Genomic DNA, 21,911 nt, shown 5'->3' on the forward strand with positions numbered 1-21,911 from the left:
TAGGCGTATGCCAAGGTCTCCCCCTCTGTCATCTGGACCTGAGAGCTTCACCCCCGCACGCGGGGGCTTGCACCTTCGGTGAGGCGCGCCTGGCTGGTGCGCCTGCTTTCCAGAGTTGCCTCGTCCGAGCGGTACCGGTTGCCTGAGAGATTCCGGGGAGGGTTGCTCCTTCGGCGCTCCGGCCTGGACCGGAGACTCTCCCGCACGGGGTCGTCAGCGTACTAAGCCTAGCCGATCCGGCGCGCGCGGCGGCGCTGGGCCAGCTCGTCAGCGGGGTGGTCGGCCGGGACCTCGTCCTCGACCGCCACCGGTTCCCCCGGCAGCTCCGCGAGCGATCCCTCGACCTCGCGCCAGACCCTGCCCAGCGCGATCCCGAACACGCCCTGCCCGCCCTGCAGCAGGTCGATGACCTCGTCGGCCGAGGTGCACTCGTAGACGCTGACACCGTCGCTCATGAGCGTGATCTGCGCGAGGTCGGCCACCCCGCGATCACGCAGATGTTGTACGGCCGCGCGTATCTGTTGCAGCGACACCCCGGTATCGAGGAGCCGCTTGACGACCTTGAGCACCAGGATGTCGCGGAAGCTGTAGAGCCGCTGCGAACCTGAGCCTTGCGCTGCTCTTATCGTGGGCTCCACCAGGCCGGTGCGCGCCCAGTAGTCGAGCTGCCTGTAGGTGATGCCCGCCGCCGCACAGGCCGTCGGGCCGCGATAGCCGATGTCGCCTGGAAGAGTCGAAGGCTGCTGGTCGAAGAGCAGGCCCTGCTCACCGGCACGCTGGCGCGCACTCTCGCGCCGTACCGGGTCTTCCTGGCCGGCCGTCTTTCCCTCGCCGCTGCTGACCGCCACGCGGACCTCCGGCTTTCTCTCATCCCGTGGCCTGATCTGGGGGTTCGTAAAAGCGCGACCACGAGTTTCACTTGCACCGTAGGACCGTGACCATCCGCAGTCAACGATCCCGCCCGGCGCGTCGTGAAGCGTAAATGCTCCGAAATAGATACCCCGTCCGGGGAACCCCTATCCAGACCCTTACCCCGCCCGCCCGAAGTCCTCTGGCGTGATGTTGTCAAGGAACTCCCTGAACTTCTCCACCTCGTCTTCCTGGTCATCGGGGATGATGACCCCGGCCTCCTGGACGACCTCCTCGCTGGCGTAGATCCGCGCGCCGGTGCGGAGAGCCAGAGCGATGGAATCGGAGGGCCTTGCGGACACCTCCACGCCGTTGGAGAAGACGAGATCGGCGAAGAAGATGCCGTCACGCAGAGCCACGATGTTGACGGCTCTGAGTCCTACGCCGAGGGCGCTGAGGACGTCGCGGAAAAGATCGTGGGTGAGCGGCCTCGGGGGCGGCTCCTCCGCTTGGGCGAGCGCGATGGCGGTCGCTTCGGTCATGCCAATCCAGATGGGAAGAAACCGCTCCCCCTGCGCCTCCTTGAGCAAGACGATCGGCTGATTTGTGGGCATTTCCACCCGAACGCCCACAACCTCCATCTGCAACACGGGCTGCTCCGAATTCGCTGGTGACCGGTCTTACGCAATTCAACGTAACACCCGGGGGGCCTGGAATGTCCCGCCGGACGGTCATCCGCCCGGAACCCCCGCTTCGCCAGCTCCCGCCCAGCCCCGTGGACCTCCCGCTCACACCCTTGGCCGCCGCCCTCTCACGGGCACGAACCCCTTGGCCGCCCGCCGTATCCACGGGCCGCGCCCGCGTGTGGGATGCCGACGGATGCGCCCCACCGCCTTCTGCGGGCCACAGGCACACGTCCTCATGCGGTCAGCGCACCGAGCGGTCCTTGCCCGCGTTGGGAGGCCAGGTGACCACATAGGGCGGCACCACGCCACCAGGGCAATCGTCAGGCGCGCCTGCGAGCGGTGGTCAACGCCCCAAGGACGCCTGAGGGTGGGTGGTCAGCCGCCCAGGACGTTTCTGACGCCCGTACGCACGAGAGAAGCATGCAGCTCCAGCAGCAGCCCCGACAGCTCCCTGGCGACCTCGTCCGCCTCCCCGATCGCCCCAGGGGCCCGGCGCTTGAGGATCGGCGCCACCGTCTGCTCCACCAGCCCGCACTCCCGCTCCGCCGCCGCCTTGACCGCGCGCAGATGCCGGGCGTGCAGCCCGAACTTGGCAAGCGCCCCCACGCTGCGCGCCACCGCCAGCGCCTCGGCGTCATAGCGCCGGGCCCCCGACGGCAGCAGGCCGTAGTCCTCGAGCTCGCTGAGCGTCTCCTCCTCCAGCCCCGCCGCCTCCAGCAGCTCGGCACGGCTCAGCCGTACCTCATGGGGCTCCTGGAGGGCGCGCGGCCGCCCCAGCGCCTCGGTCATCTTGTCCTTGATGACCCGGAGCGGCAGGTAGTGGTCGCGTTGCTCGGTGAGGATGAAGCGCAGTTGCTCCACGTGCATGTGGGTGAACTTGCGGTAGCCGGAGGGGCTGCGCTCCGGCTCGATGAGGCCCTCGCCCTCCAAGAAGCGGATCTTGGAGATGGTGACGTCGGGGAACTCGCCCTGGAGCAGGGCGAGCACCTCCCCGATGCTCATGTGCGAGCGTGCTACCTGAGCACCCATACCGGTCAAGCGCCCCGCATGAGGAAGACGAGGCGGAACTTCCCGATCTGGACCTCGTCGCCCGCGTGCAGCGGGACCTCTTCGATGCGCTCCCTGTTGACGTAGGTGCCGTTGAGGCTGCCCACGTCGCGTACGGAGAACAGGCCGCCCGGGTGCCGGTAGAACTCGACGTGCCGCCGCGAGACGGTGATGTCGTCGAGGAAGATGTCGCTCTCCGGGTGGCGGCCCGTGGTCGTCAGGTCCTTGTCGAGCAGGAACCTGCTGCCCGCGTTGGGACCGCGCATGACGATGAGCAGAGCCGTGCCAGGGGGCAGGTTCTCGACGGCCGCCCGCTCGGCGAGCAGCGTCTCACCCGTCTCCGCTTCGTACGCCTCGATTCCCGCGACGGAGATCGTCGAGGTGGTGTCCCCCGCGACCTCGCCCCTGGTCAGTGGTGACCCGCAACGGGAACAGAAACGGGCATCCTCGGGATTGGCATGCCCGCACTGCGTGCAGTAGACGCTCGGCATCGATCGGCTCGGCCTCCTACCGCGAGGACGCGGCAACGGCGTCTCGCTTCTTGTGCTTCTCAAGTTGCGAATGTCGCAACATACGCGGATGAGCAGCGAAGGTCAAGGCGGGGCGCTGGACGACAGTGTTCGGACGGTGACAAAGTTACCGCTGCCCGCACCCCGGGTCTACGCCGCCGCGCTTGTTGATCCTACCGGTGTTCTGTCACGGCGTTCCAGCCGCTTGCTCCACGACGCGGGCCCACCTTTCCAGCAACGTCTGGGCGGCGTCGACGTCCTGCCCCTCGGCCCACAGATCGGTCACGGGCTCGGACGCCGCCGGTATGATCAGCACCCAGCCCTCGTCCGTGATCACCCGTACCCCGTCGGTCGTCTCCACCCGCGACCCCTCGGCCGCCTCGATGACCGACCGCATGACCGCGCCCTTGGCCGCCCAAGGAGTGGGTACGGCCCGCTTCAGCAGTTTGGCCTCGGGGATCCTCGCGTCGATCTGGCTCAGCGACAGCCGGGTGCGTGACACCAGCCCGAGCAGGCGCATGAACGCGGCCAGCCCGTCGATCGTGGAGGCGAACTCCGGCACGATGAAGCCGCCCCTGCCGTCCGCAGCGAAGATCATGTCGCGGCCGGTCGCGGCGGAGGTGAGGGCGTCGAGCGCGGTGGAGGTCCACTGCACCTGCACACCGTGGAAGCGGCACACCTGCTCGGCGACCCGGGTGGTGGTGACGGGCAGCGCCACCCGTCCGCCCCGCCGTTCAGCCGCGACGAGGTCGAGGACGACGAGCAGGGCGCGTTCCTCGCTGATCAGCTGGCCCATCTCGTCCACCAGGGCGAGCCGCTCGCCGACCGGGTCGAACCGCACTCCGAAGTGCGCCCTGGAGGTGCTGACGAGCTCGGACAGGCGCTGCAGGTCGCGCCTGCGCTCGGCGAAGGTCTCGGTGGGCGAGGCCTCGTCCACACGGGCGTTGACGGTCAGCACCTCCACGCCGACCCGGCCCAGCAGGATCGGCAGGACCAGCGAGGAAGTGCCTCCCGCGCAGTCGACGACGACCTTGAGCTCGCCCGCCCCGCTCACGTCGACGCGGCGCAGCAGCTCGTTGGCGTAGTCCTCAACGGCTCTGGCCGGGTAGCTGAGCTCGGCAATCTCGCCGGGGAAGGCGCGGCGGAACTCCTGGCGGGAGAAGACGCGCTCAAGCTTGCGCCGGGCGGCGGGGGCCAGCTCGGCGCCCTGCTCGCCCATGAAGACGATGTCGACGCTCTGCGGGTCGCCCGCGGCCGTGCGCAGGGAGATGCCGCCCGAGGCGGGTTTGCGCGAGGTGTGGAAGCGGGCCACGGGCAGCGGCGTGGCCTCCAGGTCGATGACGTTGATGGCGCTGGCCGTCAGGGCGCTGATCACGGCTCGCTTGAGCGCGCTGGCGGCGCGCGAGGAGTCGCGCGAGGTGACGACGGAGGCGCCCTTCTTCAGGGTGGTGGCGTACGCGCTGGCCAGCCGTACGCACAGCTCTGGCGTGATCTCGACGTTGACCAGGCCGCTGACCCCGCGCGGGCCGAACAGGCTGCGCTGGCCGCGCGACTCCCAGATGACGCTGGTGTTGACGACCGCCCCGGCCTCGATGGTCTTGAAGGGGTAGATCTTGACGCCGCTGGAGACGTAGGCCTCGGACTCGATGATGCACTCGTCGCCGATGACGGCGTTCTCCTCGATGCGGGCGCCGGTCATCACGTCGGTGCTCTTGCCGATGACGCAGCCGCGCAGGTGCGTGCCTGGTCCGAGGTAGACGTTGTCGTGGACGACGGCGCGGTGCAGGAAAGCGCCCTCGCGGACGACGGCGTTGGCGCCGAGCACGGTGAACTCGCGCAATTCGGCGCCCGCCTCGACCTTGGCGTAGTCGCCGATGAGCAGGGGGCCCTTGAGCACCGCGTCGGGGTCGACGGTGGCGGTCTCGGCGACCCAGACGCCCGGGGAGAGCTCGAAGCCGCCGATGTCCACCTGGACGCGGCCGGACAGGGCGTCGGCCTGGGCCTTGAGGTAGCTCTCGTGGGTGCCGACGTCCTCCCAGTAGCCGTCGGCGACGTAGCCGTAGAGGGGGGCGCCGCGCTCCAGGAGGCGGGGGAAGACGTCGGCCGACCAGTCGACCGCCTCGCCCGCCGGGACCTCGTCGAGGACCTCGGGCTCCATGACGTAGATGCCGGTGTTGACGGTGTCGGAGAAGACCTGGCCCCAGGTGGGTTTCTCCAGGAAGCGCTGGATGCGTCCCTCGTCGTCGACGATGACGATGCCGAACTCGAGCGGGTTGGGGACGCGTTTCAGCCCGACGGTGACGAGGGCGGAGTTCTCCCGGTGGAAGCGGATCATCGCCGATAAGTCGATGTCGGTGAGGGCGTCGCCGGAGATGACCAGGAAGCGGTCGTCGCGCAGTTTGTCCGCGGCGTTCTTGACGCTGCCGGCCGTACCCAGGGGAAGGTCCTCGGTGGCGTAGTGCAGGCGCATGCCGAGCTCGTCGCCGTCGCCGAAGTAGTTGCGCACCAGGGCCGCCAGGAACTGCACGGTGACCACGGTCTCGGTGAGGCCGTGCTTCTTCAGCAGCCTCAGGACGTGTTCCATGATGGGGCGGTTGACCACGGGCAGGAGGGGTTTGGGCTGGTTGGCGGTCATCGGACGCAGCCGAGTACCCTCCCCGCCCGCCATGACGACCGCCTTCAACGGATCACCCCTTCTTGGCCGCGGTGACGAGCTGGCGCACCTGTACCACATACAGCAACCCTGCCCACCAGTACAGCCCCGTTCCCCAGATGGCGAACGCCCAGCCGACGATGAGCGAGATATCGGTGTACCAGGCGCCGGGGTGGGAGGCGAGGAACAGCAGCGGGAAGGCGTACATGAGGTTGGCCATGGCCGCCTTGCCCAGGAAATGCACGGGCAATGCCTTATAGCCGTATTTGCGGAGGACGGGGAAGAAACTCACGACGAAGAGTTCGCGTGCGGCGATGATCGCCACGAGCCACCAGGGGATGACGTCGCGCAGCAGGAGGCCGACGATGGTGGCGGCGACGTACAGCTTGTCGGCGGCGGGGTCGATGATGCGGCCGAGCTTGGAGGTCTGGTTCCAGGCGCGGGCGATCTTGCCGTCGAGCCAGTCGGTGAAGCCCGCGACGAACAGCAGAGCGATCGCCCATCCATCGGCCTTGGGGCCCAGAACCAGCCAGAGGAACACAGGAACGCCTAGGAGGCGCAGGAAGCTCAGCAGGTTCGGAACCGTCCAGATCCGGTCCTCGGCGGAAGTTTCGCTCACGCCTTGACCCTACTGCCCGGTTCTGTTCAACCTCCCGTACGGCTCGCACCGTCCTTCCACCCCGGGCCGCTTGCACGGCAGGCAACCCTCTGCCTGTACGGCCCGCACCCCCTCACACCCGCGCCCTCCATGCCCCTCGATGGGGGCAAATCCCCAAAGGAGGGTGTAGGCCCCCATAGGGAGGTGCCCCTAAGGGGCGGCCCCCTAAAGGGACGTTCACCCCAAAGAGTCGTGCACCCCAAGATGGCGAAAGCCCCTGAAGTGGTGGGTCGGAGGTCAGGCCTTGGCGTTCCTGAGAAAGGCCTGGATGAGCGCCGAGTCCTTCTTGCCCGGAGCCGTCTCCACCCCGCTGGACACATCCACCCCCCACGGCCGAGCCGCCGCGATCGCGTCGCGCACGTTGCCCGGTGTCAACCCCCCCGCCAGCAACCAGGACCCACTGGCCCGGCCCCGCACCGCCGACCAGTCCCACGCCTCCCCCGACCCGGGCCGCGGCGCGTCGATGATGAGCAGGTCCTCCCCCAGCGCCCCGGCACGCAGGTCGACGTCCGACCCCCCGGCGCGCACCAGCGTCCCCACCAGGTCCCTGAGCGCCGCGAACGCCTCGGCCGGGTAGGCGCCGTGCAGCTGGATGCCGCGCATCCCCGACTCCAGCGTCGCCTGCCGTACCTCCTCAGGGGTCTCGCCCTTGAAGACGCCGACCGTCAGCACGTGCGGCGGCACCAGGGCGGCCAGCTCGGCGGCCCGCGCGGGCGAGACCCAGCGCGGGCTGGCCGTCATGACGAACCCGATGGCGTCGGCGCCCCCTTCGACTGCCGCTTCGACGTGCTGTTCCTCGCTGAGACCGCAGATCTTGACGTACACGGGCCCAGATTATCTGCGCATGGCCGCCCGCGGCGACCACACCCACACCAGCATGATCACGGTAAGCCCGAAGAGGGCGACGCCGTTCGGGACGTGCGCGCCGAGCCCGATCATGAGCAGGAAGTGCTGGGCGATCCCGAGCAGCAGCAGCCCGAGGCTGGCCAGGGCGGGCCACCCCGCGCCGCGTCCTGGCCGCCAGAGGAGGATGGCGGCGAGGAGCTGGAGCAGGCCGATCACGTGGGCCACCAGGCCGATCATGACGTGGGTCTCGGCCCGGGCGCCGTCGGGGACGATGGTGAAGTTGTCGTCGTAGACCAGCGCCTGTCCGGCGAAGGAGGCGGCGACGATGATGGCCACGGCGTGCGCGGTGACCAGGATCCGCAGGGTGTAGACCAGCCCGGCAGCCACCCGGCCGGAACGAACAGGCGCGGCCTCGGCCATGACGTTCATTCGATGTGTCCTTCCTCGTTTGATGAGGATCACATCGTCTCCGCGCCCGCCCTTCCCGGTCGTCCACCTCCCGAACGACCCCCGATCCCCCTCCCGGCGGACCACCCCACACCCCCGCCGCCCCTGCTCCCGCTGTGGCGAGCGACCTCTGGCAGTTCCGTCCGTGCGGGTCCTGCGGTGACAGTTGCTGATCAAGACAGGCCCCTTCTCATGCCAGCCCGCTCCCGCGCCGACCTGTGACAACCTGCACGATCGCCGACCGACCCCAGAAGCGCCCCTTTCCCTCGAGCCATGACGTCGCCATCGGCCTGGAGTCCGAGCACGACAACCACCAGGCTGCCCGAAGGACAGATCGAGATCTGCCCATCGTGCGACGGAAGCCAGCGACCAGCGGTGAGGGCGTGGAGCATGCTCCACTGCCGCCTTCATCAGGTTGGGAAAGCTCAGGAGAGCTGCCTCGCACGGCGTGAGGCTGGGGTGGGTCAGTCGGTGGTGGCCGGGGTCATGGTGGTGGTCCAGTAGTCGGCGTAGCGGCCGCCGCTGTTCACGAGGGCGTCGTGCGTCCCCTCCTCCACCACCCGGCCGCCGTCCAGGAAGACCACGCGGTCGGCCCGCTGCACGGTGCGCAGGCGGTGGGCGACGATCACCACCGTCCGCCCCGCCATCAACCGGTCCACCCCCTCCTGCACCGCCGCCTCGTTGATCGGGTCCAGCGCCGACGTCACCTCGTCCAGCAACACGATCGGCGCGTCCTTCAGCAACGCCCGCGCGATGGACACGCGCTGCCGCTCCCCGCCAGAGAGCAACGTGCCGCCCTCCCCGACCGGCGTGACCCACCCGCCGGGCAGGCGTTCGACCACCTCGTCCAGCCGCGCCGCCGCAGCCGCCGCCCGCACCTCGGCCGAGGTCGCATCGGGACGGCCGAGCCGTACGTTGTCCTCGATCGTCCCGTCGAAGAGGTAAACGTCCTGGAAGACGATGGCGAGGTGGTCCATCAGCACCTCCGTGCGCACGGAACGCACGTCCACGCCCCCCACCCGCACCACCCCGGCGGAGGCGTCGTAGAACCGCGCCACCAGCTGCAGCAACGTGCTCTTGCCCGCCCCCGACGGCCCCACGACCGCCAGCCGCTGCCCCGAGGGCACCGCCAGCGACACCCCGTCCAGCACCGTACGGTCCCCGTGGCGGAACGAGACGCCCTCGAACGACAGGTCACGCCCGACCGGCGCCACCGGAGAGACGGCCTCGGGCAGCGGCGGCGTCCGCAGCACCGCGTCGAGCCGCCCCAGCTCGAAGCGCGCCGCCCGCAGCTTCCCGCCCACCTCCGACAGCGACAGCAGCGGATCGGCGCACCGCGCGGCCAGCACCAGGATCGCCAGCACCTCGGCCGCGCCGACGTCCCCGCCGAGCGCCAGGTACGACCCCAGCACGAGCAACCCGGTGAACATCGCCTGCACGGTCAGCGTCAACCCCAGCATCCCTGGCAGAGCGGTCACCAGGGACCGCCGGGAGGCACGCTGGAGCTCGGCCAGCGAGTCGTCGAGCAGCCGGAACCGCTCCGCCGTACGCCCGCCGACCCGCAACACCGGCTGGGCCTGCAGGTACTCGATCACCCTCCCGGCCGCCTCGTCGCCGCGCAGCGTGCGGTCGGCGTCGGTGGCGGCCATCGAGCGCGCCGTCCAGACCTGGATCCAGGCCACGACCGGCGCGGCGACCAGGGCGGCCAGCCCGAGCTGCCAGTTGTAGGCGAGCATCACGGCCACGATCGTCACGGGCGTCACGCTGGCGGAGATGAAGGGCGCCAGGAAGTGCGCCGACACGCTCATCGCCATCAGGACGCCACGGCTGGCCAGGACGGACACCTCGCCGACGCGCCCGGCGGTGAACCAGCCGAGCGGCAACCGGGCCAGATGGTCACCGAACCGGTGATACACCCCCTTGAGCAGCGCCGCCCCGACCCGGAACCCGGTCAGATCGCTGGCATAGCGCAGAGCGGCGTAGACCGCGACGGCTGCGCCGAATCCGGCCAGCCAGGGCCAGGCGTCGGACGGCGCGTTCCCGAAAAGAGCGCGCAGGACGGGGACCAGCAGCGCGTAGGACAGCCCCTCGGCCACGGCGGTGATCGTCATCAGGGCCACGGTGCGCCGCATCGGCCTGCCGTACTCGGGCCCCAGAACGTGGAGCAGCATCCGGATCATCGGGGGTCCTCTCCGAAGTGCGATCGCCAGAACGCGGCGAACTGCCCGTTCTGTGCGAGAAGGTCGGCAGGCTTGCCGCGCTCGGCGATCGTCCCGTCGTCCAGGACCACGACGGTGTCGGCTTCGGCGACCGTCTCCAGGCGGTGGGCGATGACCAGCAGGGTGCGATCGCCGGGCAGCGTGGCGAGCGCCCGGCGCACCGCTTGTTCGGTGTGCGGGTCGGCGAACGCCGTCGCCTCGTCGAGCACGAGGATGGGCGCGTCGGCGAGCAGCGCGCGGGCCAGCGAGATGCGCTGCGCCTCGCCGCCCGACAGCCCGGCGTCCTCCCCGATGACTGAGTCGTAGCCGCGCGGCAGTTCGAGGATGCGCTCGTGGATGTTGGCCAGCCGGGCGGCGCGGATCACGTCGTCGAGGTCGGCGTGGGGTACGGCCAGCGCGATGTTGTCCGCGATCGATGTACGCAGCAGGCGAACGTCCTGGAAGACGAAGGACACCGTGCGGTAGAGCTCGCGGCTGCCGAGCTCGCGCAGGTCGACGCCGCCGAGCAGGACGGAGCCTCCGGTCGGGTCGAAGAAGCGCGGCAGCAGTTGCGCGAGGGTGGACTTCCCGCTGCCCGACGGCCCCACGACGGCGGTGACCGTACCGGGCACGAGGACGAGGTCGATCCCGCGCAGCACCTCGTGGTCGTCCTCGTACCCGAAGCGCACGCCGCGCAGCTCCACCCGGTGCCCCTGCGGCGCGACCGGCCGCTCGGGCTCGGGCAGCGGCCGCACCCGCAGCAGCTCCCTGATCCGCCCGACCGCGCGCCCGGCCGCCTGCAGGTCGTCCAGGCCGTGGCCGAGCACCTCCATCGGGGCGGTCAGCGCCAGCCCGAGCAGCAGGAACGGCAGCAGGTCCGCCGGGGCCAGCGACCCGGACGTGATCAGCGCGGTCCCTCCGGCGAGTACGGCCAGCAGCACGAACGGCGGCGACAACACCAGCCCGAGCGCGGCGGCGATGCCCGCGACGCCGAGCACCCATCGGCGGAAGAAGTCGACGAACTCGTCGGCTGCGGTCAGGAACCTGGCGTGCGCCCGCTCGCCCCCGCCGAACGCCTTGACCACCGCGATCCCCTGCACGAACTCGACCACCGAGCTCGAGATCCGCCCCATGGACGCGTCCAGCTCCACCTGGTTCTGCTGCCTGGCCGGGGTCATCATGAGCGGGACGAGCGCCAGGCCCAGCACCACCGGAATCGCCGTGATCAGCGTGAGCCGCCAGTCGACGGAGAACAGGTAGACCAGCGACACCACCGGCACCACGACGGCGGACACGAACTCGCCCGGCGTGTGCGCGATGAGCGGGTGCACCGCGCTCACGTCCTGGCCCAGCACGCTCGCCAGCTCGCCGGTCCTGCGCCGGGAGAACCAGCCGATCGGCACCTTCCCCAGCTGCTCGGCGAGCTGCCTGCGGAAGGCGAGCTGCACCCGGTCGTCGACGATGTGCCCGATGCCCGAAGAGGTGGCGGTGAAGACGAGCCGTACGGCCAGCCCGCCCGCACCCGCGAGCACGACCGCCCAGACGTGGCCGTGGTCGACCGGTCCTGGAGACAGCAGCGTACGGCCCAGCTCCACGACCGCCAGCAGCGGCGCCAGGCCCGCGACCCCGCCGACGACCTGGAGGAGGACGACGGCGGCCAGGCTCCAGCGGTAGGGGCGAAGCGCCTCCATCACAGGGCCAGGGCGCGGCGCAGGGCGGCTGCGGCTTCGGCGTTCTGCCGCTGCGACACCCCGGCGGACAGGATCGCCTGCGACCCGTGGAAGGTGCCCGCCCACTGGTGCAGCTCGACCGGCACGCCGGCCTGCAGGAGGCGCAGGCCGTAGGCGAGGGCCTCGTCGCGGTTCGGGTCGAACTCGGCGGTGGCGATGTAGGCGGGCGGCAGGCCGGACAGGTCGTCCGCCCTCATGGGGGCCGCGTACGGCTCGGCCGGGGTGTCGCCCAGGTAGTGCCGCCACAGGTCGGTGACCTTGTCGCGGGTCATGAACGGCGTTTCCGTGAAGGCGCGCGCCGACCAGGTGTCCTGCCGGTCGTCGAGGCCGGGCTGGTTGAGCAGCTGGAACCGGATCCGCGGGCCGTGCTCGTCGCGCGCCTTGAGCGCGACGGCGGCGGCGAGCCCCGCTCCGGCGCCGTGGCCGCCGACCGCGATCCGCGCGGGGTCGACGCCGAGCTCGGCCGCGTGCTCCGCCGTCCAGGCGAGGGCGGCGTAGCCGTCGTCGAGCGCGGCCGGAAACCGCTCCTCAGGCGCCAGCCGGTAACCCACGGAGACGACCAGCGCCCCGGCGGCATCGGCGAGGCGGGTGGCCCAGGGATGCTCGGTGTCCAGATCACCCATGACGTAACCGCCACCGTGCAGCCAGACAATGGCCCCCTGCGCCTGCCGCGGCCGACAAAGCCGCACCGGCACGTTGGGGGCCACCATACGATCTTCGATCTGGAGGCCGGTGGTGTCGGGGGGAGGAATCGCGGCGGCGAGCGCGGCGAGGTTCTTACGCGCGACGACCGGGTCGGAGAGGTCGGCCTTGGGGAAGAACGGGATGAACGCTTCGAGTTCAGGATTCATGCCCCCGATCCTCACGACCAGCGCCCCACCGATCACCCGCCATCCGCCGCACATACCACCCCGAAGACGCACCGATCGGCGGACTGACCCCCTTCCTGTCAGGGCGAAGCGCTCGGCGCCGCCGCCTCGCCACGCACGGACGGGCACTGCCAGAGGTCGCCCGCCACAGCAGGACCGGGGGCGGGAGGGTGGGCGGGCGGAGGGTGGGCAGGCGGGCGACGACGGCGGATGAGGGGAAGCGGGGTTGGGGGTTGGGGGTTGGGGGTTGGGGGTTGGGGGTTGGGGGTTGGGGGTTGGGGGTTGGGGGTTGGGGGTTAGTCTCTGCGGACGGTTTTGAAGGCGGCGTCCACCAAGCCCACCCGGTGGGCCACCACCGCCGCCTGGATGCGGTTGCGCAGACCCAGCTTGTCCATCACCCCCGCCACGTGCGTCTTCACCGTCGTCACCCCGATGTGCAGCTCGTCGGCGATCTCCGCGTTCGACAACCCCGTCCCCAGCAACGCCAGCACGTCCAGCTCCCGCTCCGTCAACCCCGCCGGAGTAGGCAGGTCCGCATGAGCCTGGGCGTCCAGCGCACGCTCCACCACCCGCCGCAACACGGATGGCGCCAGCAGCTGCTCCCCCGCAGCCGCCCGCCGTACCGCCTCCACCATCCGCTCAGGCTCGTCGTCCTTCACCAGGAACCCGATCGCCCCAGCCCGCAACGCCGCATACACGTCCGCGTCCTCGGCAAAGGTCGTCAGCACCACGATCCGCGCCCCCGGCCGCGACGACAGCACCCGCCGGATCGCCTCCACCCCGTCCACCCGCGGCATCCGCAGGTCCATGAGGATGACGTCCGGCACGTGCAGCTCGGCCAGCCGTACCGCCTCGGCCCCGTCCTCGGCCTCCCCCACGACCTCCATGTCCCCGCTGGCCTGCAGCAGCATGCGGACCCCAGCCCGCACCAGGGCCTGGTCGTCGGCCACCACGACGCGGATCACGCCGTCCCCCTGATGGGCAGCAGGACGCTGAGCAGCCACCCGCCGTCCTCCGACGGCCCGCAGGTGAGGGTGCCGCCGAGGGCGCGGGTGCGTTCGCGCATCCCGCGCAGCCCCTGCCCTGAGGACGGCAGGCTGCGCCACGCCGTGGGCGGACGCCCGTTGCGCACCTCGACGGCCAGCCCGTCGGGGGCGGTGGTGAGGCTGACCCGCACCTGGGTGCCGGGGCCCGCGTGTTTGAGCACGTTGGTGAGACCTTCCTGGATGATCCTGGTGGCGGACGCGCGGGCCACGAGCGGGGCCTGGTCCACCTGGGGGTCGACGTCGAGCTCGACGAGCAGCCCCGCCGCGCTCATGCGTTCGGCGGACTCGCGCACCACGTCGGCCGGGTCGGCGAGCAGGTCGGGCCGCTTGTCGGGGTCGCGGAGCAGGTCGAGCAGGCCACGCAGGTCCTCCAGCGCCTGGTGGCCGGTGTCGCGGATGTCGGTGAGCGCCTGCGCCGACGGCCCGTCGGGTTCGGCGTAGCGCGCGGCGGAGGCGCGCAGGACCATGGCGCCGACGTGGTGGGCGACGATGTCGTGCACCTCGCGGGCGATGCGTTCGCGCTCGGCGAGCTGGTCGGCGCGCACCTGGGCGAGGGCGAGGCGCTGCGACTCGCGTACGCGCAGCCGTTCAGCCTCGCCTGCCGCCTGCCGCGCCTGGAGGTAGCGGCCGATGGCGACGGGGGCGACGACGAGCGTCATGAGCACGACGACGCGCATCGGCTGCACCTCGGTGCCCGGCCCGACGATGCCGATCGCGACGACGAGGACGGCGACGAAGTAGACGGCGACCGTCCAGAGCCAGGACGCGACGCGCAGGGCGAACACGCCGGTGGCGATGAGCATCAGCATCACGCAGGTGGAGGTGGCGTCCTCGAAGTACTGGTTGGCCAGCAGCATGAACGCCGCCTGCAGCACGAACACCAGCCCGGGGAAGCGCCTGGCGACGCCGAGCGCGAGGCCGGCGGTGACGACCAGCGACCCGATGACCCACACCGGCAGGCCCGAGTTGTGCCAGTCCGTCCAGGTGTCCAGGACGGTCAGGGCGACGCCGCCCCCGGCCAGCAGCACGTCGGGGGTGATGTCCCGCTCGGTGATGCGTCCCGCAGGGCCGCGCAGGTAGCCGCCGACGAGGACGGGCAGTACGGCGGCGCCGACGGAGTACCACCACCCGTTGGAGGTGAACGCGATCCCCGGATCGGCCAGGTTGAACCCGGTGGCCACCGCGCCGAGTGCCGCCGCGCCGAGTACGGCCAGCGGGCGGGCCTTGTAGGCGACCACGCCGAGCGCGACCATGAGCAGGATCTGCACGGTGTTGGCGGTGAAGGCGCTGAGCTGGTCGGTCACGACGAGCAGCCCGGCCAGGTAGACCGCCACGGGCACCGGCCACTGCCGTACGAACCCCATGGGCGTCCCGGCCAGCACGGAGAACCCGGCGCAGACCACGACCGGCGCCGAGACGGTGCCCCAGGTGTGCCACGTGGTCATGACGTCCAGGCCGATGGCAGCCACCACCAGCAGGACGTCCACAGCCTGACCACGCCATCGCATGGGTCAAAGGTATCCAGACCGCCGCGGGGATCGATCCTCCGCAAGGAGGAAGGCGCCTCCTCCTAGTGGCCGCAACTCCGTCCCTGAGGCGGAGATGGAGCACTTCATGATCGCCATACGCTCGTGCCATGACGAGTGACTCAGCCTTGTTCTTCGGCCAGTTCGTGCGCTCTCCCGCCACGATCGGCGCGCTTGCCCCCAGCTCGCAACGGCTGGCCGAGGTGGTGTGCGCGCCGGTGCCCGAGCGCGGCGACCCGGTGATCGTGGAGCTGGGCCCGGGGACCGGCCCGTTCACGGCCGAGATCCAGCGCAGGCTGGGCGGGCGCGGTCACCACCTGGCCGTGGAGTTGAACGAACGGCTGGCCACGTTGCTGTCCGACCGGTTTCCCAGTGCTGATGTGGTGTGCGACGACGCGGCCAGGTTGCCCGAGCTGCTGGCCGAGCGGGGGTTGAGCCACGCTGACGCGGTGGTGAGCGGGTTGCCGTGGGCGGCCTTCCCGCGGGAGCTGCAGTTGCGGCTGATGGACGCGGTGACGTCGGTGCTGAGCCCGGTGGGGGCGTTCACCACGTTCTCCTACATCCACGCGATCCCGCTGCCGCCCGCGCGGCGGTTCAGGGAGCTGCTGGCGTCGCGGTTCGAGGAGGTCGTGCCCGGGAGGACGGTGTGGCGCAACCCTCCCCCCGCCTTCGTCTTCCACGCGCGGCGGCCCAGAAGTTAGTGTCTGGCGGGTGGACTTCACCCTTCCTGAGAGCGCCCTGGCCGTGCAGAACGGCGTCGGCGACATCTGTGCCCGCTACGACATGGACTACTGGCAGCGTTGCGAGGCCGACAAACGCTGGCCGGAGGAGGTCTGGGCGGAGCTGGCCAAGGGCGGCTGGCTCGGCCTTGCCGTACCCGAGGAGTACGGGGGCGGCGGTCAGGGGTTGCTGGAGCTGGCCGTGGCGACGCTGACGCTGTCGGCCTCCGGCGCGGCGGGAGGGTCGGCCTTCACCTACGTCCTGACCCCCGGGTTCGGCGCCTTGACCCTGGCCAGGCATGGTACGGCGGAGCAGAAGGCGGAGCTGCTGCCGAAGCTGGCCACGGGCGAGGCGGAGACGTGTTTCGCGCTGACCGAGCCGGACGCCGGGTCGAACTCGCTGGCCATCACCACGAGCGCGCGCAAGGACGGCTCCGACTACGTGGTCAACGGGCAGAAGATCTGGATCACCGGCGTGCAGCGCGCCACCTGGATGTTGCTGGTCACCAGGACGATCCCGGCGGCCGAGGCCAAACCGCGCACCAACGGCATGACCGTGTTCCTGGTCAACGTGCCCGAGGCGATCGCGTCCGGGGCGCTGTCGTTCCGCCCGATCCCGAAGATGGGCGCCAACACCACGCCGTCGAACATGGTCTTCATCGACGACCTGCGCCTTCCGGCCACGAGCGTCGTCGGCGAGGTCGACCAGGGCGCGGTCGTGTTGTGGGACATCCTCAACCCCGAGCGCATCCTGCTGGCGGCCAGCGCGCTGGGCGGGGCCGAGGTGGCGCTGAAGGTGGCGGTCGACTACGCCAAGGAACGCGAGGTGTTCGGCCGGGCGATCGGCGCCAACCAGGCCATCGCGTTCCCGCTGGCACAGGTCAAGGCCAAGATCGAGCTGGCCAGGCTGATGTTGTTCAAGGCGGCGTGGTCGTTCGACCGGCAGTTGCCGTGCGGCACGGAGGCCAACATCGCCAAGCTGACCGCCTCCCAGGCGGCGTGGGAGGCGGCCGACGCGGCGTTCCAGACGCATGGCGGGATGGCGTACTCGCTGGAGTACCCGGTGGCCAGGCTGCTGGCCGACGCCCGCATCGGCCGGGTGGCGCCGGTGACCGAGGAGCTGCTGCTCAACTACCTGGCCACGCAGGTACTCGGCCTGCCCAGGAGCTTCTGAGCTCAGAGGGACAGGACGATGCGGCCCTTGGTGTGGCCGAGCGAGGCCAGTGCCTGGGCTTCGGCGGCCTTCTCCAAGGGGAAGACGTGCTCGACGTGCGGACGCAGCAGGCCGGAGTCGGCCAGCTCGGCGAGGCGCTCGAGGGCCACGTGATCGGGCTCCACCGTGACGCCCATGAAGCGACGTCCGGCGGCCTCGGCGCGCGCGGCGAGGGCCGCGTCCGCCCGCTCCACGATGGTGACCAGCAGCCCGCCGTCGCGCAGCGTGCGCAGCGACCGGTCGGCGTAGTCGCCGCCGACGGCCTCGAAGACCACGTCGATCTCCCGGACGCTCCGCGCGAAGTCGGTCTTCGAGTAGTCGATGACCTCGTCGGCCCCGAGCCCTCTGACGAACTCCTGCTTGTCCGTCCCGCACGTGGCCACCACATGGGCACCCAGCGCCTTGGCGATCTGGACGGCGAAGTGCCCGACCCCTCCGCCCGCGGCGTGCACGAGCACCCGCTGCCCCGCCGTGACTCCCGCGCCGTCCACGAGCCCCTGCCACGCGGTCAGCGCCGCCAGCGGCATGGCCGCAGCCTGCAGATGCGACAGCGACCGCGGTTTGAGCGCGATCTGCCGCGACGGCGCCACGAGGTACTCGGCGTAGGCGGCTGCCTGCCGGGGAAAGAACGGCATGCCGTACACCTCGTCCCCCTCCTTGAACCGCGTCACCCCGGGCACGACGTGCTCCACCACACCGGAGAAGTCCCAGCCGAGGGTGAACGGGGGGTCGCCGAGCAGGGGGAACGCCCCCGACCGCACGGCGGACTCGAAGGAGTGGACGCCGGTGGCGCGCACCCTGACCAGCACCTCGGACGGCAGTGGGCTCGGCACGGGCCCGTCGGTCAGCTCGAGTACGGCCGGCCCGCCGAAATCCTTCTGGACGATGACGCGCATTGCTCTCTCCTCGCGGTAGACAACCTCCCGGAAATGAGGCTAGGAAGCGCCGAGGTACCGCCGGGTACCTTGGGAGCCGTGAGCGACTTCTCGAAGCCTGGCGACGTCCTGCTCGCCGACTGCCCGGCACGCCTTGCCGTGGAGGTCATCGCCGACAAATGGGCCGTGGTCGTCGTCTACGCGCTCAGCCGGGGCCCGAGACGCCATGGCGAGCTGGTCGACCTCATCGGTGGGATCTCACGCAAGGTCCTGACCCAGACGCTGCGCAGGCTGGAACGGCACGGCCTCATCGTGCGCGAGCCGCGGCTCTACGCGCTGACGCCGCTGGGGGAAGGCCTGATCGGCCCGATCACGTCCCTCACCGCCTGGGCCGAGGAGCATGGTTACGCGGTCCTGGAGTCCCAGGACACGTTCGACGCCTTGCGGTAGCGGCCGGGGGCGATGCCGTGCTGGCGTTTGAAGGCATTGGCGAACGCGTACTCGGAGCTGTAGCCGACCTGCCCGGCCACCGTGCTCAGCGGGGCGTCCGAGTCGCGCAGCACCCTGGTCGCGACCGTCAGCCGCCACCAGGTCAGGTAGGCCAGCGGCGGGCGGCCGACGAGGGCGGTGAAGCGGCGGGCGAGGGTCGCCTTGGACAGGTTCGCCTCGGCGGCCAGGTCGTGGATCGTCCAGGCCCTGGCCGGATCTCCGTGCATGGCGCTCAGCGCGCGGGCGAGGGCCGGGTCGGCCAGCGCGGCCGCCCATCCGGTGGCGGGACGGTGGCGGGCGTGGTCGTCCAGCCAGGTACGCAGGATGAGCAGCAGGAGGACGTCGAGCAGGGCGGGGACGGTGCTGCTGCTTCCGGGCAGCGCCTCGTGGAGTTCGGCTGCCAGCAGGTCGACGGTCGCCCGCAGCGACGGGTGCTGCCCCAGGCGGGCGGGCAGCCGGATGACCTCGGGCAACTCCTCCAGCAGCGGATGCGACCTGCTGCGGTCCAGCTGGTAGGCGCCGCACAGCAGCACACCGTCCGCGGCGATCTCGTGCGCGAGACCGCGGGGCAGGAAGGCCACGTCGCCGACGCTCATGGTGATCGGCTCCTGCCCCGCCGGGATGACCTGGCAGGTACCGGACAGCACGATGTGGAACCCGCTGGCCTGCGTCTCGGGGAATTCCTGACGCCAGGGCCCCTCCCGGTGGGTGAGCGAGGAGTGGGGGCGCCCGATCCGCATGGCGGCGATCACGTCGCTGAGCACGTCCATGGAGTCAGTTTCACGTATGAAAGCGCGTTTCTGAATCATTGGCCCGTTCATTGCCGCCTTTTACCGTGAACTCATGAGAATCGTGGTGTACGGAGCCAATGGCTTCCAAGGCAGGTTGATGCTGGCCGAGCTGGTGCGTCGAGGAGTCGAGCCAGTGCTGGCGGGGCGGGACAGTGAGCGGCTCAAGCACGCCGCGGCCGGGGCGGAAACCGTGGTGGCCGACGTCGACGACCACCGGGCCCTGGTCGCCGCTTTCCACGGCGCGCAGGTCGTCGTCAACTGCGCTGGACCGTTCACGCCGTCGGGCGGCAAGGTCATCGCGGCCGCGCTCGCGGCCGGATGCCACTACGTCGACACGTCCGGTGAGCAGGCCTACCTGCACGAGGTTCACCAGACCTTCGGCGCGCGAGCGGAACGCGTGGGAGTGAGCGTCGTGCCCGCGATGACCGACAGCGGCGTGCCTGGCGACCTGCTGGCCGCGCTCCTGGCCGAGCGGCTCGGACCGCTGGAGAGCCTCACCGCGCTGCACCGGTTCGCCGGCTTCGCGATGTCGCGCGGCTCCCTTCGCACCCTGGCCTCCGTGCAGGGCACGGTCGAGGGGGGCGGGCTGGGATACGACGGCGGCCGCTGGCACGACGGTCCCATGACCGCTGCCGCGCCCCTGACCCTGCCGGGCCGGTCCACGCCTACCGAGGTGATCAGATTCCCGCTGCAGGAGGTCGTCTTCGCCCCCCGGCACGTGCGGGTCGCCAGCGTGTACGGCGTCGCGGAGGCGGAGCTGGCCGCGGTGTTCGCCACGCCGATCCCCGCCGAGGTCGTCGACACGCTGCCCGAGGGCCCGGACGACGAGACGCGCGCCGCCCAGCGCTGGACCGTCCTGATCGACGCCGTCGCGCGGGACGGGCGCGCAGCCAGGGGCATCGCCGAAGGGCAGGACACCTATGGCACGACCGCCGTGATCGCCGTCGCGGGTGCGCTCCACCTGGCCGCCGGAGCCTCTCCAGCCGGTGTGCTGACGCCCGCGCAGGCCGTTGATCCGGCCGCGTTCCTGAACTCCCTGGCCCCGCACGGCTGCGCCTGGAGCATTCAACCGGGCTAGAACGACGGCGGGCGCTTCTCGCGGAGCGCCCGCACGCCTTCCTGGACGTCGGGGCCGCTGAAGCTGAGGAACTCCATGGCCAGGGAGGCGTCGAACGTCGGGCCCGCCATCCGCAGCCAGTTGTTCAGCGAGTACTTGGTGAGCCGGATCGCCTCCTGCGACCCCGCCGCCAGCTTTATGGCGATTTCTAGGGCTTTATTGTGCACCTGGTCGTCGTCCACGCAGAGGCTCACCAGGCCCATGCGCTCGGCCTCCTCGCCGGAGACCGGCTCGCACAGCAGCAGGTGGTACTTCGCCTTGGCCAGCCCGCACAGCAGCGGCCACACGATCGCCGCGTGATCGCCCGCCGCCACTCCCAGGCGCGTGTGACCGTCGATGATGCGGGCCGTACGACCGGCGACGGAAATGTCAGCCAGGAGCGCCACGGCCAGCCCGGCCCCGACCGCGGGCCCCTGGATCGCCGAGACGATGGGTTTGGAGCAGTTGAGCACGTTGTAGACGATGTCGCGGGCCTCGGTGAAGACGCGCAGCCTGGTGGCGTGGTCGCGCATCATCTCCTCGATCATCGACAGGTCGCCGCCCGCCGAGAACGCCTCGCCCTCACCCCTGATCACCACCGCGCGCACGTCGTCGTCGGCGTCCACGTCCCGCCAGATCTCCGAGAGCTCCCGGTGCCCCGTCATGTCGACGGCGTTCAGCCTGCGCGGCTCGCTGATGGTGACGCGCAGCACGCCGTCGGCCGCCCAGTCGGTCCTGAGCTTCTCGTAGTGCTTCACCACGCCTCCCGCAGCCTGGCCGCGACCAGCTCGCGCGCCTCGGCGGCCTGGTCGAAGAGGCCGGGCAGCCCGGCGAACCCGTGTACGGCACCGCCGAACCTGCGGGTGACCACCGGCACACCCGCAGCCGCCAGGCGGGAGCCGTACCGCTCGCCCTCGTCGCACAGGACGTCGCACTCGGCCGTCACCACGGTCGCGGGCGCCAGCCCCGAGCAGGAGGCCAGCCGCAGCGGCGACAGGCGCGGGTCGAGCGGGTCGCCGCCGTACTGACGCAGGAACCAGGCCATCTCGGCGGCGTCCAGCCCGAAGCCCTTGGCGTACGTCCTGTAGCTGGGCGTGTCCATGGCCGCGTCGAGCACCGGGTAGAGCAGCACCTGGTGGGCCAGCGTGAGCCCGGCGTCGCGGGCCTGCCAGGCGGCCACGGCGGCCAGGTTGCCGCCCGCGCTGTCGCCCATGACGGCCACGCGGCCGTTGCTCTGGTAGAAGGCGGGCCTGGCGAACACGTCGCGCACCACCGACCAGGCGTCCTCGGCCGCCGCTGGGAAGGCGTGCTCGGGAGCGAGCCGGTACTCGGCCGACACCACGACGGCGCCGGTGCGCAGGGCCAGGTCGCGGCCGAAGGCGTCGTTGCGCCTGACGCTGCCGAAGACGAAGCCGCCGCCGTGGAAGTAGACCAGGACGGGCAGGGGGTCGTCGCCGCGGTCGGCGCGGTAGATGCGGATCGGCACGCCGTCCGCGCTCTCGTCACGGACGAACGGCAGGCGGGTCAGCGGCCCGCGCTGGGTGGCGAAGCCGTCCTGGGCGCGCATCTCCTGGATGGCGGCGAGGTCGAGGGTGGCCGGGTCGACGCCCAGATCCGACGGATACTGGGCGACGTAGGCCTCGGCCTGCGGGTGCAACGGCATG

21 protein-coding genes and 1 riboswitch are annotated in these 21,911 nt (G+C 71.0%); of the genes, 4 read left to right on the forward strand and 17 right to left on the reverse strand.

Annotation, left to right across the window (positions count from 1 at the left end; genetic code table 11):
- Positions 1–119: 119 nt before the first annotated feature.
- Positions 120–213, reverse strand: a riboswitch (glycine riboswitch).
- 14 nt (positions 214–227) lie between these two features.
- The 13 genes from ACIBG8_RS10090 to ACIBG8_RS10150 form a co-directional block, all read right to left on the reverse strand.
- Complete coding sequence (locus ACIBG8_RS10090) at positions 228–848, reverse strand: MerR family transcriptional regulator (RefSeq protein ID WP_397342289.1); 621 nt, start codon at positions 846–848, stop codon at positions 228–230.
- A gap of 180 nt (positions 849–1,028) precedes the next feature.
- Positions 1,029–1,499, reverse strand: coding sequence for a bifunctional nuclease family protein (locus ACIBG8_RS10095; RefSeq protein ID WP_397342290.1), 471 nt, complete (start codon positions 1,497–1,499; stop codon positions 1,029–1,031).
- Positions 1,500–1,910: 411 nt separating this feature from the next.
- Entirely contained in the window at positions 1,911–2,537 is a 627-nt protein-coding gene (locus ACIBG8_RS10100; protein WP_397342291.1) for a MerR family transcriptional regulator, read from the reverse strand.
- Between the two features lie 32 nt (positions 2,538–2,569).
- A complete protein-coding gene (locus ACIBG8_RS10105) occupies positions 2,570–3,073 on the reverse strand; it encodes an FHA domain-containing protein (RefSeq protein WP_397342292.1) in 504 nt (167 codons plus the stop codon).
- Positions 3,074–3,278: 205 nt separating this feature from the next.
- Entirely contained in the window at positions 3,279–5,774 is a 2,496-nt protein-coding gene (locus ACIBG8_RS10110) for a sugar phosphate nucleotidyltransferase (protein ID WP_397342293.1), read from the reverse strand.
- Between the two features lie 4 nt (positions 5,775–5,778).
- Positions 5,779–6,363 (reverse strand): CDP-alcohol phosphatidyltransferase family protein, encoded by a 585-nt coding sequence (locus ACIBG8_RS10115; protein WP_397342294.1) that lies wholly within the window; start codon positions 6,361–6,363, stop codon positions 5,779–5,781.
- A gap of 276 nt (positions 6,364–6,639) precedes the next feature.
- Positions 6,640–7,227, reverse strand: a complete 588-nt coding sequence (locus ACIBG8_RS10120; protein WP_397342296.1) for a phosphoribosylanthranilate isomerase — start codon at positions 7,225–7,227, stop codon at positions 6,640–6,642.
- A gap of 9 nt (positions 7,228–7,236) precedes the next feature.
- Complete coding sequence (locus tag ACIBG8_RS10125) at positions 7,237–7,677, reverse strand: hypothetical protein (RefSeq protein ID WP_397342297.1); 441 nt, start codon at positions 7,675–7,677, stop codon at positions 7,237–7,239.
- A gap of 482 nt (positions 7,678–8,159) precedes the next feature.
- Positions 8,160–9,875 (reverse strand): ABC transporter ATP-binding protein, encoded by a 1,716-nt coding sequence (locus ACIBG8_RS10130; RefSeq protein ID WP_397342298.1) that lies wholly within the window; start codon positions 9,873–9,875, stop codon positions 8,160–8,162.
- Positions 9,872–11,584 (reverse strand): ABC transporter ATP-binding protein, encoded by a 1,713-nt coding sequence (locus tag ACIBG8_RS10135; RefSeq protein ID WP_397343920.1) that lies wholly within the window; start codon positions 11,582–11,584, stop codon positions 9,872–9,874. Before ACIBG8_RS10135 ends, ACIBG8_RS10130 begins: the two co-directional genes overlap by 4 nt.
- Positions 11,584–12,474, reverse strand: coding sequence for an alpha/beta hydrolase (locus ACIBG8_RS10140; protein ID WP_397342299.1), 891 nt, complete (start codon positions 12,472–12,474; stop codon positions 11,584–11,586). The genes ACIBG8_RS10135 and ACIBG8_RS10140 overlap by 1 nt, the downstream gene beginning before the upstream one ends.
- 314 nt (positions 12,475–12,788) lie before the next feature.
- A complete protein-coding gene (locus tag ACIBG8_RS10145; protein WP_397342300.1) occupies positions 12,789–13,457 on the reverse strand; it encodes a response regulator in 669 nt (222 codons plus the stop codon).
- Positions 13,454–15,046 (reverse strand): sensor histidine kinase, encoded by a 1,593-nt coding sequence (locus ACIBG8_RS10150; RefSeq protein WP_397342301.1) that lies wholly within the window; start codon positions 15,044–15,046, stop codon positions 13,454–13,456. Before ACIBG8_RS10150 ends, ACIBG8_RS10145 begins: the two co-directional genes overlap by 4 nt.
- A 128-nt stretch (positions 15,047–15,174) precedes the next feature.
- Here ACIBG8_RS10150 and ACIBG8_RS10155 point away from each other — a divergent pair, with 128 nt between their 5' ends.
- Both ACIBG8_RS10155 and ACIBG8_RS10160 read left to right on the forward strand, forming a co-directional pair.
- A complete protein-coding gene (locus ACIBG8_RS10155) occupies positions 15,175–15,765 on the forward strand; it encodes a class I SAM-dependent methyltransferase (protein ID WP_397342302.1) in 591 nt (196 codons plus the stop codon).
- Positions 15,766–15,775: 10 nt separating this feature from the next.
- A complete protein-coding gene (locus ACIBG8_RS10160; protein ID WP_397342303.1) occupies positions 15,776–16,957 on the forward strand; it encodes an acyl-CoA dehydrogenase family protein in 1,182 nt (393 codons plus the stop codon).
- 2 nt (positions 16,958–16,959) lie between these two features.
- Here ACIBG8_RS10160 and ACIBG8_RS10165 read toward each other — a convergent pair whose 3' ends face one another.
- On the reverse strand, positions 16,960–17,892 hold the full coding sequence (locus ACIBG8_RS10165) for an NADP-dependent oxidoreductase (RefSeq protein ID WP_397342304.1): 933 nt from the start codon (positions 17,890–17,892) through the stop codon (positions 16,960–16,962).
- 78 nt (positions 17,893–17,970) lie between these two features.
- Here ACIBG8_RS10165 and ACIBG8_RS10170 point away from each other — a divergent pair, with 78 nt between their 5' ends.
- Entirely contained in the window at positions 17,971–18,321 is a 351-nt protein-coding gene (locus ACIBG8_RS10170) for a winged helix-turn-helix transcriptional regulator (protein WP_397342305.1), read from the forward strand.
- Here ACIBG8_RS10170 and ACIBG8_RS10175 read toward each other — a convergent pair.
- The gene (locus ACIBG8_RS10175; RefSeq protein ID WP_397342306.1) at positions 18,276–19,130 is read right to left on the reverse strand and encodes an AraC family transcriptional regulator; all 855 of its coding nucleotides are present in this window, start codon (positions 19,128–19,130) and stop codon (positions 18,276–18,278) included. The two genes, ACIBG8_RS10170 and ACIBG8_RS10175, sit on opposite strands and share 46 nt — an antisense overlap.
- Before the next feature lie 73 nt (positions 19,131–19,203).
- Between ACIBG8_RS10175 and ACIBG8_RS10180 the strand changes: the two genes are divergently transcribed.
- Positions 19,204–20,229, forward strand: coding sequence for a saccharopine dehydrogenase NADP-binding domain-containing protein (locus ACIBG8_RS10180; protein WP_397342307.1), 1,026 nt, complete (start codon positions 19,204–19,206; stop codon positions 20,227–20,229).
- Here ACIBG8_RS10180 and ACIBG8_RS10185 read toward each other — a convergent pair.
- Together ACIBG8_RS10185 and ACIBG8_RS10190 are read right to left on the reverse strand one after the other, a co-directional pair.
- On the reverse strand, positions 20,226–21,005 hold the full coding sequence (locus ACIBG8_RS10185) for an enoyl-CoA hydratase/isomerase family protein (protein WP_397342308.1): 780 nt from the start codon (positions 21,003–21,005) through the stop codon (positions 20,226–20,228). The two genes, ACIBG8_RS10180 and ACIBG8_RS10185, sit on opposite strands and share 4 nt — an antisense overlap.
- Positions 21,002–21,910 (reverse strand): alpha/beta hydrolase, encoded by a 909-nt coding sequence (locus tag ACIBG8_RS10190; protein WP_397342309.1) that lies wholly within the window; start codon positions 21,908–21,910, stop codon positions 21,002–21,004. The genes ACIBG8_RS10185 and ACIBG8_RS10190 overlap by 4 nt, the downstream gene beginning before the upstream one ends.
- Between the last annotated feature and the right edge of the window lies 1 nt (position 21,911).

It is taken from the genome of Nonomuraea sp. NPDC050556 (genome assembly GCF_044457355.1).
Classification (GTDB): domain Bacteria; phylum Actinomycetota; class Actinomycetes; order Streptosporangiales; family Streptosporangiaceae; genus Nonomuraea.